At 38.8% G+C, this 12,208-nt stretch carries 8 protein-coding genes and 4 pseudogenes; 8 read left to right on the top strand and 4 right to left on the bottom strand.

Annotated features, from left to right (window positions below):
- Positions 1-204 precede the first annotated feature (204 nt).
- Both glpX and AAZO_RS13245 read left to right on the top strand, forming a co-directional pair.
- Positions 205-1,242 (top strand): class II fructose-bisphosphatase, encoded by a 1,038-nt coding sequence (gene glpX / locus AAZO_RS13250; RefSeq protein ID WP_013191648.1) that lies wholly within the window; start codon positions 205-207, stop codon positions 1,240-1,242.
- Between the two features lie 119 nt (positions 1,243-1,361).
- Positions 1,362-2,648, top strand: a complete 1,287-nt coding sequence (locus AAZO_RS13245; RefSeq protein ID WP_013191647.1) for a glutamyl-tRNA reductase — start codon at positions 1,362-1,364, stop codon at positions 2,646-2,648.
- A gap of 86 nt (positions 2,649-2,734) precedes the next feature.
- Here AAZO_RS13245 and AAZO_RS13240 read toward each other — a convergent pair whose 3' ends face one another.
- The 3 genes and pseudogenes from AAZO_RS13240 to AAZO_RS13225 form a co-directional block, all read right to left on the bottom strand.
- A complete protein-coding gene (locus AAZO_RS13240; protein WP_013191646.1) occupies positions 2,735-3,520 on the bottom strand; it encodes an ABC transporter ATP-binding protein in 786 nt (261 codons plus the stop codon).
- 238 nt (positions 3,521-3,758) lie between these two features.
- Positions 3,759-5,039: pseudogene (locus tag AAZO_RS13235) on the bottom strand (IS701 family transposase).
- 556 nt (positions 5,040-5,595) lie between these two features.
- Positions 5,596-6,711, bottom strand: a complete 1,116-nt coding sequence (locus tag AAZO_RS13225; protein WP_013191645.1) for a branched-chain amino acid ABC transporter permease — start codon at positions 6,709-6,711, stop codon at positions 5,596-5,598.
- 238 nt (positions 6,712-6,949) lie between these two features.
- Here AAZO_RS13225 and AAZO_RS38230 point away from each other — a divergent pair, with 238 nt between their 5' ends.
- From AAZO_RS38230 to AAZO_RS32800, 3 genes and pseudogenes are all read left to right on the top strand, one after another.
- Positions 6,950-7,135, top strand: a complete 186-nt coding sequence (locus AAZO_RS38230; RefSeq protein ID WP_013191644.1) for a hypothetical protein — start codon at positions 6,950-6,952, stop codon at positions 7,133-7,135.
- Positions 7,136-7,179: 44 nt separating this feature from the next.
- Positions 7,180-7,404: pseudogene (locus AAZO_RS30305) on the top strand (cytotoxic translational repressor of toxin-antitoxin stability system).
- A gap of 96 nt (positions 7,405-7,500) precedes the next feature.
- Positions 7,501-8,525 (top strand): annotated as a pseudogene (locus AAZO_RS32800) (IS630 family transposase).
- A gap of 91 nt (positions 8,526-8,616) precedes the next feature.
- On the opposite strand, the gene AAZO_RS43760 reads toward AAZO_RS32800, so the two are convergent.
- Positions 8,617-8,721: a pentapeptide repeat-containing protein gene (locus tag AAZO_RS43760; protein ID WP_144031397.1), complete on the bottom strand. Its 105-nt coding sequence runs from the start codon at positions 8,719-8,721 to the stop codon at positions 8,617-8,619.
- 467 nt (positions 8,722-9,188) lie between these two features.
- Between AAZO_RS43760 and AAZO_RS13205 the strand changes: the two genes are divergently transcribed.
- The 3 genes and pseudogenes from AAZO_RS13205 to AAZO_RS13195 all read left to right on the top strand — a co-directional run bounded on the left by AAZO_RS13205 (position 9,189) and on the right by AAZO_RS13195 (position 11,753).
- Positions 9,189-10,772 (top strand): glucose-6-phosphate isomerase, encoded by a 1,584-nt coding sequence (locus AAZO_RS13205; protein WP_041643098.1) that lies wholly within the window; start codon positions 9,189-9,191, stop codon positions 10,770-10,772.
- Positions 10,773-11,080: 308 nt separating this feature from the next.
- Positions 11,081-11,398, top strand: a complete 318-nt coding sequence (locus AAZO_RS13200; protein ID WP_041640409.1) for a hypothetical protein — start codon at positions 11,081-11,083, stop codon at positions 11,396-11,398.
- A pseudogene (locus AAZO_RS13195) lies at positions 11,395-11,753 on the top strand (aspartyl protease). Before AAZO_RS13200 ends, AAZO_RS13195 begins: the two are co-directional and overlap by 4 nt.
- Positions 11,754-12,208: the final 455 nt, after the last annotated feature.

The raw sequence follows: 12,208 nt of genomic DNA, 5'->3' as shown, positions 1-12,208 counted from the left end.
AGAGATTTTTCTTATTTATTTTTAGCTTAGAACATTCACCGCATTAATACAAATGCACTGTCATTTTCTTTGATCTGGGCCACATTCGATATAAATAGCAGTAAAACTTAACTTTTTTCTATATGTAACCGCACTTTGGTAGACTTGAAAACTGAAATGGCCAGATACAACGACGCTAAGATAAGCAATTGAGAGGGTAGTCCTGTGGAAAATACACTTGGGTTAGAGATTATTGAGGTAGTAGAGCAAGCAGCGATCGCCTCCTCAAAGTGGATGGGTAAAGGTGAAAAGAACACTGCTGACGAAGTAGCAGTGGAAGCTATGCGGGAACGGATGAACAAAATCCACATGCGTGGTCGTATCGTCATCGGCGAAGGCGAACGCGACGAAGCTCCCATGCTTTACATTGGTGAAGAAGTCGGTATCTGTACCCAACCAGATGCTCAAAATTTCTGTAACCCTAATGAATTAGTAGAAATTGACATTGCTGTTGACCCTTGCGAAGGTACTAACCTTGTGGCCTATGGTCAAAATGGCTCAATGGCAGTTTTGGCAATTTCCGAAAAAGGTGGTTTATTTGCTGCTCCTGACTTCTACATGAAGAAGCTCGCAGCACCAGCAGCTGCTAGAGGTCATGTAGATATCAACAAGTCTGCAACAGAAAACCTCAAAATTCTTTCTGAGTGCCTAAACCGTGCTGTTGAAGAATTGGTAGTGGTAGTGATGGATCGTCCCCGTCACAAAGAACTAATTCAAGAAATTCGCACCGCTGGTGCAAGAGTAAGACTGATTAGCGATGGTGACGTTTCTGCAGCTATCTCTTGTGCTTTTGCTGGTACTAATATCCATGCGTTAATGGGTATCGGTGCTGCCCCAGAAGGTGTAATTTCAGCTGCGGCTTTACGTTGCTTGGGTGGGCACTTCCAAGGACAATTGATCTACGATCCAGAAGTCGTACAAACAGGTTTAATTGGCGAAAGCAGAGAAGGTAATCTTGCCCGTTTGCAAGAAATGGGTATTACTGACGGAGACCGAGTTTACAACTCTGATGAATTAGCTTCTGGTGAAACAGTGCTATTCGCTGCTTGCGGTATCACTCCCGGAACTCTAATGGATGGTGTGCGTTTCTTCCACGGTGGTGCTAGAACCCAAAGCTTGGTTATTTCCAACCAATCTAAAACTGCTCGCTTTGTAGATACAGTTCACTTGTTTGAAGAACCCAAGGTTATTCAACTCCGGTAGTAACTGGTGATTGGTGACTGGTGATTGGTGATAGGGGAAGAAAAACTATTACCAATTACCAATTACCCATTACCAATGATCCATTACCAATGACCCATTACCAATTACCAATTTAAGAAATGAATATTGCAGTGGTGGGGTTAAGCCATAAAACAGCCCCTGTAGAAGTTAGAGAAAAACTCAGTATTCCTGAACCCCAAACCGAAGGTGTGATCGCTCATCTCCTCAGCTATCCTCATATTGATGAAGTCGCTATCCTCAGCACCTGTAACCGTTTGGAAATCTACATTGTCAGTAATCAAATTACCCAAGGTCTTCAGGAAGTTACTCAGTTTCTGGCAGAACATAGTAAATTACCTGTCATATCTCTGCGAAAACACCTGTTTATGTTGATGCATACCGATTCGGTAATGCATATTATGCGGGTGTCTGCTGGGTTAGATAGTCTTGTCTTAGGTGAAGGTCAAATTCTGGCTCAGGTGAAAAATACTCACAAACTGGGACAGCAATTTAACGGTATAAAAACAATTTTGAATCGCTTATTTAAACAGGCGCTGACATCAGGTAAACGGGTTCGCACTGAAACTAGTATCGGTACTGGTGCAGTCTCCATTAGTTCAGCCGCTGTAGAATTAGCCCAGATAAAAGTAGAAAATTTAGCTCCTTACCGTGTAGCTATTCTGGGGGCAGGGAAAATGTCCCGGCTACTTGTACAACACCTCATTTCTAAAGGTGCAACTCAAATTAGTATTGTTAATCGTTCCCGTGAACGTGCGGAAGAATTAGCAAAGCAGTTCCCAGAACAACCTATTCAAATTCATTTGCTGCCGGAAATGATGTCAGTGGTTGCCCATTATGATTTAGTGTTTACAAGCACTTCTGCAACTGAACCAATTCTTGACCGCGCTAAATTAGAAATGATTTTAGACCCTAAGCATTCACTAATGTTATTTGACATTTCTGTACCTCGTAACGTGGATGCAGATGTGAATGATTTGGCAAATGTGCAAGTATTTAATGTGGATGATTTGAAGGCAGTTGTGGCACAAAATTATGAAAGCCGCCGTAAAATGGCACAGGAAGCTGAAAAAATTCTAGATGAAGAAGTAGAAGCTTTTGATGTGTGGTGGCGTAGTTTAGAAACTGTATCTACTATTAGTTCTTTGCGGAATAAAATCGAAAGCATCCGGGAACAGGAACTAGAAAAAGCTTTATCTCGCTTGGGTTCAGAATTTGGTGAAAAACACCAAGAAGTGATTGAGGCTTTAACAAGAGGAATAGTTAATAAAATCTTACATGACCCAATGGTACAATTACGGGCACAACAGGATGTTGAGGCTAGACGTAACTGTATGCAGACTCTGCAAATGTTATTTAACTTAGATACAGGTGAGCAGTTTAGCTGAAATTGTCAGAGATTAGAAATCAGGAGTCAGGAGTCAGGAGTTCTTGAATTTTAACTTTTGACTCCATTGAGAGTTTTTTTAACTACTTATTGACCTAAATAAGCCTCTAAAACTTTGGTATTACGTTGAATTTCTGTAGGAGTACCAACGGCTAAATTTTGCCCTTCAGCCAGAACCCAAACCCGATCGCACAGGGACATAATCACATGCATATTGTGTTCAATAATTAAAAAAGTTAGTCCGGCTTCACAATTCCACTTGAGAATGCGATCGCAAATATCATCAATCAATCTCGGATTCACCCCCGCAGCAGGTTCATCTAATAAAATTAACTTAGGATTAGTCATCAAAGCCCTTCCCATTTCTAATAGTTTGCGCTGTCCACCAGATAAACCACCAGCATAGTCATTTGCTTTTTTTTCCAACCCTACAAATTCTAACAAAAACATTGCCCTTTCTTTAAGTTGTTTCTCTTCTTTTGCAACAACATGAGGTTGAAACTGAACTTGCCAAAAGTTTTCACCAGTTTGTTTTTGTGCTGCTAATAACACATTTTCTAACACCGATAACCGCGAAAGAGTCCGCGCTACTTGAAAGGTGCGGATTAAACCTTGTTGGGCAACTTGGTATGGTTGTAGATTATGAATAGGTTCACCATCAAAAGTCACCCTTCCCTTATCTGGGTGAATGAAATTAGAAAGTAAATTAAATAAAGTAGTTTTACCAGCACCATTAGGACCTATTAAACCTGTAATGCTACCTTTAGCAACTTCTATATTGGCATCTTTAACAGCTTGAATACCACCAAAACTTTTACAAAGTCCAGTAGCAGCTAATAGGGGAAGTTGGGGAGATTCGATATTATTTACCATAGAAACTTATGCTCAACTTATTCTGGAATTTTTAGTGTGATTTCAATTATGGCAATTTACTAATTTAGCCAAAATACCTAAAATCTTCTTGATATCTTTAATATAAAGTTAACTGAAGTCAATGTAAACTACTGAATCTTGCAGTTTTAAAAATTTCCACATATTTCCTGTAGTTACGACTCCATATATCGAATGTATATAATTGCCTTCCTTTTGATTAACGGGACGTAAACAAAAATCAAGGCCAAATGTAGCCCAAACTGGCGTGATAAGAAGGAAATACGTCCGGATTCCAGTTGAACCAATCAATAAATAGAAAAGATATGGCTGTTCTCAACGCTTCTAAAGCTCCAGTAAAAGTATTCAAAGGTTTCTTAGCCCACCTTGGTCTTAATCCTCCAGTCCACTGATGGCCAAGAATAAAAGTGTAGGCACAGAAAACCAAAATAAAATGGCGCAGTAAACTGCTGTTATCTCCAACTTGAGATTCGTTGAGTCCTAACCATCCCTTGGCTTCCCTGTAAACAACTTCTACCCAATTTCTTTGAGAATATGTATCAACTATCCATTGGGGTGTGACAATTGATGAAGAAACATTGGTAATAAGGTAGTCAATATCAGTGGCTTGGGAGAAAGTAGAACCGTTGATGACGATAGCAATATTGCCCTTTCCAGTTAAGGGTGATATTTCTACTTCTTGAGTTACTACCCATAATGTTTTGGGTTTATCTAACTCCAGTTGAATTTCTGTAAAAGCCTCTTGGGGTAAACTTTGTGCTAATTCATCTAATCTAATTATTTGTGGACTATCCTCTTGGTCACTGGCAAGGACCTTGGGATTTTTAGCTAATCCTTCTAAATACTTTCAATTCCGATTTTCTATCTTTAATAAGAAAGATGTATTGTTGCCATATCCAGGATCTATAATTACTATTCCTAGTTGATAATCACGGCTTAAGGTCAGATCTATTAATTTAATTCCTAACTCAGGTTTATTCTCAAATCGAGGGTCTTGTTTCCCTTTGGGTAAAGAATCACCGTGGTGATATAACTCTATATCTAATGGTAAGCTTTTACTGCCATCATTCATATAGATGTGTTGTTACTACTACTATTCCATTATCCCTTGTCCCAATTTCTCCAATACATTTTCTTCCTACTCCATCCCTAAAATTCCTGCTTTTTCTATGGCCATAATCATCAATTATTAAGCTAAATCCTCTGGTGATTCTCCTCTGACTACACTTGTTCATAATCTCTAACCGACGGTCATTGACTTGGGAACTGGACCAAGGTGCTTCAGTTGAAACGTGGTGTAATCGAACGTGGTATTATCGGTGGTACGTCACCCATCGGCCATTCTCTGCCATTTCAAATAGGTTTTTTCTCTGACTTTCACCCAATCATCCCCCTAAATCATGTCTAAACTCTCTTTTTTGCGCTTGATGAGTAAATACATCATCAAATGACACCATCTTTCAAACCATGGTGCCATTGCTGCGCCAGTGGTTTCTTTCATCAGCTTCTTTTAACGTGAAAGCTACACCAAAATTCCATTATACTTCTTTTTACTCTTAACTTTTGTTTCAGTCCCGTTAAATAATCGTGCGGCTATCGTCTCTGCTCCACATTGACCTAATCCGAGCTTAATATTTTCATCTTTTGGTTTAACTATGGTGACAACAGGAGAAGTAATAAATAATTGTTCTGGTGATTTACTAATTATAAAATCACAAACTCCATTTTAACCCTGTTCTGGTTCAACATTAAAGTCAACACCGGAGAATAAACTAATTTCTTCGGTAAAAATATTTTTGATTTCAATTAGAACTGGAGCAATGCTCATTTCTTAACGAGCTTTTTCCCTATTGATTCCTAATGCCAAAGGAACGTTAGTTTTTAGGACAGCATTTAAAATTGGACTACATTCTCTTTATGGTGTGTCTGCAAACAAATCTATTTTTCCATTAATTTTTAAATTAAATTTCTTCACTACCTCCTGTAGTTTAAAATCGCTATAAGCCATTAAATTCACCTCCTGAAAACGGCTGATAATCCCAATGCCCAATTACCAATTACTTCCCAAGAGTAAGTTCTTCCTTTTTACCTAGAAAACCTTGAGGTCGCCAAATCATCAGTACCATGAGAATTAGACCGATAAACATAATCCGAAAAGCACCGATACGTTCCACATCTAAAGGAACTATTTTCGGTAAAAGTTCCCGTGTTAAGGCATCATAAGCAAAGTAAATTACTGCACCCAAAATTGTGCCAATGTTATTTCCAGAACCGCCCAAAATTACCATAATCCAAGCATCAAAGGTAAGTTGGGGTTGAAAATTATCGGGGTAAATGGCGCTGAGTTGCCACGCGAAGAAAGCACCAGCTATACCTGCGATCGCACCGCCTAACATTAAAGATTGTAGTTTATACCAAAAGACATTTTTACCTAATGCTTTGGGAATTTCTTCATCTTCGCGGATAGCTTTGAGGATTCTACCCCAAGGAGATTTTACTAAAAGTTCTAACCGCCAAAAAACAAATGCTAATACTAACAAAGCCAACAACATCAAACCAGCTTTAGGATTGTAGTTATATAGTCCCATCACACCAGCAACATAAATTGTTAATAACAACACACCTAAAATTATTCCCACTATTAAACCTGAAAAGAATTCTTGGTTGTTGCAATTGCTTGGGGATTTTCGAGCCGTTTTCACCCAGCGCCACAAGCAAAAGACGGTGATGATTGTTAGCAGAGTAAGTACGCCAATCATCAGCAATCGCAAAAATAAACTTGGCGTTGTATTCAAGGGTATAACATAACTTTGTACACCGAACGCCCCAGATACCCAAGTATTAGCAATTGGTAACTCCTGATTATTTATTACCAACCGTACCAGTTCTCCTGTGCCTATAGTGACAATACCCAGATAATCTTCCCGCAAGCGTAAAGTTGCAAAACCAATTACTAAACCCAACAAAGCGGCCACAATTGCCCCTGCTATAGTTGAAAATAATAGAGGCACGCCCTTTAAACTTAATAAAACTGTTGTATACGCTCCCAAGGTCATAAAAGCAATATGACCAAAGTTAATTAACCCTGTAAAACCCCACTGCAAATTAAGTCCCAGTCCAAACAGGGTAAAGGTAGCGGTAGAAATAGCGAGAAAAATAAGATATTCAATCATAATTAGTCAGTGGCCATTGAGCATACATGGGGCATGGGGCATGGGGCATGGGGCATGGGGCATGGGGCATGGGGCATGGGGCATGGGGCATAGCGCATTAGATTTTCCCCTATACACCCCTACACCCTACTCCCAATTTCCGAATGCAACAGGCTGAATGTAGTGTACCTTGGGTATTGTCAAGTGTTAACTTGAACTAGGGCTATTGTTACTAGGGCGTGGATAGTTATCAACTATTATGAATTTACTACGGATTAGAATCCATCACCTGATCGAGCAAATAGCCGATGAGGATCTGCAAAGTTTTTGGGAGATTGTCCAAGCCTTGCATTTTGACTCTTATATGGAACAAGTTAAGCGATCACAGCATCCGTGGGACATACTAACCCATAATGAGGCAGTACGATTGTTAATGTTCCTATGAATTTCAAAAATCAACGTTAACAAACAAGAATTGGGTGAGCTAGAGTGAATCTCGAAGTGCTTTATGCAAGGTCTTTTTTAGTAGACCTGAAAAGTTTAGAACCCGCTGCTTATGAACGGGTATATAATTTTGTATTTGTTGAATGTGCTGCTGACAGGTGGCATTGACATAGCCTTCCCGAATTGCGACAGCTGGATAAGGAAGGTATTTTTTATCGCTTTACCATAGATAACTATCTGATAGGCATAGAAATTACGGGAGAAATATAGAAATCATATTTGATTTTTGAAAAAGACTAAGAGATAATACCGAGAAAGTGTCTTGTCTAATAGCTAACAATCAGCAACCAGGAGCTACAATCTAAAATTGCAGAACTACAAGGATTTATAGATGAGCGTCCAGATGCAAGGGAAGTAAGAAAAGCATTGGCAGTGAAGCTGGTTTATCAAAGCTACAAGTATGAGGAAATTCAAACAATTTTAGATGTTTCAGTTGGTTCAATAACAACATGGAAACAAGCCTATGAGAAAGATGGAATTTTAGGACTGCGCCTGAAACACAAAGGGAGAAAAAGCCACTTGAATACTTAAAAAAGAGAAGAAGTACTGGCTTGGTTACAAACGAAGGAATGTTGGGAGCTTGGCGAACTTGAGTATAAATTGGCCTTTGAATATGATGTACTCTATGAATCAAAACGTAGTTATTACGACTTGTTTGATGCGGCAGGAATTAGTTCGAAGAAAACATCTTCAGCAAATTCAAAAGCTAATGAAGAAGCAGTTGCCGCAAAAGAAAAGAGATTTCATCATTGTTGGCGAGCCGCCGAGAAGATATAGAAGCTGCGCTATTGAGAGTTTTGCTATTAGATGAGTGTCATTTACTTTGGGGAGATAGCATTGGATATGTTTGGGGTAGAACTGACCAAGAAATAAGCATTCCAATTAGTATTAGTAACGAACGAGATAAACAAACTTATTATGGAGCAGTTGACTATTTAGGTAAAAATTTATTGTTGAAAACCTATGATACAGCTAACTCAAAAAATACTATTGATTATCTCAGCTATTTACTAGAAGAGTCACCTAACCAACAATTACTTATTTTTTGGGATGGAGCTAGTTATCATCGTTCAAAAGAAATTCAAAATTTTTTAGCATCTATTAACCAAGGTTTACCTTTAGAGCAATGGAAAATTTATTGCGTCCGCTTTGCTCCTAACTGTCCCTCTCAAAACCCCATAGAAGATGTTTGGTTGCAAGGGAAAACTTGGCTGCGACGTTTTTGTGCTTTAATCGCAACATTTTCTCATCTTAAGTGGATGTTTGAGTGGTTCATTCAAAACACTACCTTTGATTTTCCGTCTCTCCAGATGTACGGAGCATTTTCATAAATCAAATACTAGTCCTATAGTCAAATTTTTGCGCGTCATTCCTAAGCCTGATGTTTAAAAAAATACTGTTTCAGCTATTTCTTCTTATAATTCACCCGTAGAGGTCAGCTTTAACCAAACTAGCATGATCGAAGTTGGCAACAGTTAGATCGAAGTCTTCAAAAGTGGATTGGAATAAACTGGCTTGATTCCAGATATAGTAATCCTAAATGAATCATAAGTAAATACTATTAGTGGTTTGTAACTTATATAACTAGAATTTAAAGCTATGAATTACCCTTAATATATCACTTCAACCACAAAACACAAATTTATTTGGTATTTATGTTATCTTTAATTAATTAATTAATTAATTAATTAAGTATTTTCTGAGCAAATTTTCTCACCAATGATTCCGGATTCCTATAGTTTTGCTAAAATTGCAAAGTTTTTTGAAATAAATGTTTGCGTTATCTATCATATTGCATAACGCTGTGTGTCCCTCGCTCGTTTTGAGAGTTTTTTCTGCTACCCCTCTTTATTGAGCCCATAGGGTAAGTTGATATCATCAATCTTGCTCCCCTGCCTCTTGATTACAAACTGTATAAGACAAAGCAGGGATCGCCAAAACCATACATTAAACTGGAGTTTGACCAAATAAACATATGTGAGAATTCCCTCATGATGGATGCTAAGGCTCTTTGGCAACGATACCAAGATTGGTTATATTACCACGAGGGACTAGGACTGTATCTAGATATCAGCCGGATGCGGTTTGATGATAGCTTTGTGGAGTCGTTGCAGTCGAAGTTTGACAAGGCGTTTGCGGATATGGCAGCTTTGGAGAAGGGAGCGATCGCAAACCCCGACGAAAACCGCATGGTAGGTCACTACTGGCTAAGAAATCCCGATTTAGCCCCCTCCCCAGAACTGACCCAAGAAATTGTGCAAACCTTAGAACAAATAGAAGCTTTTGCTGACCAGGTACATACTGGTGCAGTTCATCCCCCCAAAGAAAGCCGCTTTACTGATATCATATCCATCGGTATTGGTGGTTCTGCTTTGGGTCCCCAGTTTGTCGCTGAAGCCCTTTCCCCAGACTCCCCACCCCTTAACATTCATTTTATCGACAATACCGACCCCAGAGGTATCGACAGAGTTCTCTCCCAAATCAATAACCTAGCCAGCACTTTAGTATTAGTCATTTCCAAATCTGGCGGTACCCCCGAACCCCGCAATGGCATGATTGAGGTGAAAAAAGCCTACGCTGCCAAAAATCTAGACTTTTCTAAATATGCAGTGGCTGTTACCGGACCAGATAGCAACCTGGATAAAGTCGCAAAATCTGAAGGTTGGTTAGCCCGGTTTTCAATGTATGACTGGGTGGGTGGACGTACCTCAGAAATGTCTGCTGTAGGGCTAGTACCTGCGGCTTTACAGGGTATTGATATCCGCGCCATGTTAGAAGGTGCCAAAGAAATGGATGACGCTACTCGCGTCGCTGATTTGAAAAATAACCCCGCCGCACTTTTGGCTTTGGCTTGGTACTATTCCGGTAAAGGTAAAGGCGGAAAAGACATGGTTGTCTTACCTTACAAAGACAGCTTGTTATTATTCAGCCGTTACCTGCAACAATTGGTCATGGAATCCTTGGGTAAAGAAAAAGACCTAGATGGTAAAATCGTGTATCAAGGTATTGCCGTTTATGGTAACAAAGGTTCTACCGACCAACACGCCTATGTACAACAATTGCGCGAAGGTGTGCCTAACTTCTTTGCTACTTTGATTGAAGTATTAGAAGACCGTCAAAGAAAATCTCCAGAAATTGATCCTGGTGTAACATCTGGTGATTATCTCTGTGGTTTCTTGTTAGGAACTCGTCAAGCATTGTATGAGAATAATCGTGATTCAATTACAGTCACCATTCATCAAGTTAATCCCCGCACTGTTGGCGCGTTAATTGCATTGTATGAACGGGCTGTAGGTTTATATGCCAGTTTGGTAAATATCAATGCTTATCACCAACCAGGTGTAGAAGCTGGTAAAAAAGCTGCGGCTGTAATTCTCGATTTACAACAAAAAGTAATGACAGTATTGCAAACAGAAAGGAAAGCACTTTCTATTTCTGAAATTGCTGATAAAGCTGGTGCTTCAGAACAAATAGAAGCAATTTACAAAATTCTCCGTCATCTCCATACTAATAATCGCGGTGTGGTGTTAACAGGTGATTTAGCTAAACCTGGCAGTTTAACTGTTTCTCTCAGTTAAATCACATTATTCTTGTTAATTAGATCCTCGATTTCTTGAAGAAATCGAGGATTTTGTTTTTGCATAATCTTTCCCGAACTCCTCTCCGATGAGGAAAGGGGTAGTTAAATTCTCCACCAGGTCAAGAAAGAAATCAATAAATTTAAGCCTCTCCCCCACAGGGAGAGGATTGGAGAGGGGTTATTCAATGTTTATTTTGTATCAATAAAAATAGACAATAGACAGAAAATAATACAGGGTTATTTTGACAGTCAAATAATGATTTTCTAGAATTAGGATAATTAATTGGTAACATGAAGTTTAAAAACATGACTAAATTAACACCAAAATCACCAAGGAGAAGAGGAAGAATTTTTCCTGCTCTGACTTTATCACCGGAAGAATTAGCTAGGCTTAAAGCTGAAGATGAGGCAGAATATCAACGTTATCGAGCAATTTTTGAAAGATTACGTCCTGATTTGATCACATATGATTATGGTTGGTATATTGCGATTGAGCTAAATAGTGGTGATTATGTGATTGATCAAGATAAAGAACCCGCACACAAGAAAGCGCGTGAAAAGTTTCCAAATGCAGATCACTGTGTTTTTTGTTTGAATGAATTTGGAGCAGTTGGCAGAATATGATACAGGGTTATTTTGGTGAGAGGAGGCAGTTATTTTTTGAAATTGAATTACTGCTGATAGTTTGAACTTACCTATAGATGCCCTTTTTGATCCGGGTTTCACAGGTTTTATAGCGTTTAATACACAAGATTTAGATAGTCTCCAATGGGATTATATAGACAAAGAAACTCTGTGAACTACTCAGGGTGAAATTACCTTTAAAAGATATTTCGCTAAGGTGATATTGGATACTCAGAAGTATGAAATTCCTGTGTATGCTGGGGATGAGTTGACGGAGATTTTATTGGGTTCAGAGTGGTTGGAGTTTTTCCCTTTGGTGGTGAATTTTCAAGCTGGTGTTTTGAGTTTGGGATGAGTTTTAATAACGAACCGCAGAGACCGGGAGAGCGCATAGGAAATATAAACTATATACTTATACTCCCAGCATCCTACCTATATTAGACCTCTTGCAAAATTAATTTTTTGTTATAATAGGGGCTTATCTTTGTTTTAGCCAAAAGTTAGAGTTACACGGTTATGTTTGAATTAGTGATCGCAAAGAACACCAAAAATACATAAAATCTAAAATTCCCTATCATACCACATAAACAATTTTGCAACAGGTCTACTGTCTTAAATTAGCTACACTATGATACATATGCAAGTAAGGTATAGAGTTGATATGGAGGCTTGAGCTTAAATGGTAGATTTTAAGAAACTGCTAGAATCCTAAAATCAGCAAGTTGTTATAGAACCAACCGAAATTTTCCGACCCTTACCAAAGCCACCAGGTATAAATGACCTTTACACCAGCCAAGACCAGGTATTAAA

This window comes from 'Nostoc azollae' 0708, from assembly GCF_000196515.1.
Lineage (GTDB): Bacteria > Cyanobacteriota > Cyanobacteriia > Cyanobacteriales > Nostocaceae > Trichormus_B > Trichormus_B azollae.
Note: the sequence above shows the minus strand (reverse complement) of the source record. Positions and strands in the feature narration are given on the sequence as shown.

What these genes read in the sequence shown, in the direction of transcription:
- AAZO_RS13245 (WP_013191647.1), top strand. Translation starts at nt 1,362, where the DNA reads ATGAATATTGCAGTGGTGGGGTTAAGCCATAAAACAGCCCCTGTAGAA.
- AAZO_RS13240 (WP_013191646.1), bottom strand. Translation starts at nt 3,520, where the DNA reads ATGGTAAATAATATCGAATCTCCCCAACTTCCCCTATTAGCTGCTACT.
- AAZO_RS13225 (WP_013191645.1), bottom strand. Translation starts at nt 6,711, where the DNA reads ATGATTGAATATCTTATTTTTCTCGCTATTTCTACCGCTACCTTTACC.
- AAZO_RS38230 (WP_013191644.1), top strand. Translation starts at nt 6,950, where the DNA reads ATGAATTTACTACGGATTAGAATCCATCACCTGATCGAGCAAATAGCC.
- AAZO_RS13205 (WP_041643098.1), top strand. Translation starts at nt 9,189, where the DNA reads ATGGATGCTAAGGCTCTTTGGCAACGATACCAAGATTGGTTATATTAC.
- AAZO_RS13200 (WP_041640409.1), top strand. Translation starts at nt 11,081, where the DNA reads ATGACTAAATTAACACCAAAATCACCAAGGAGAAGAGGAAGAATTTTT.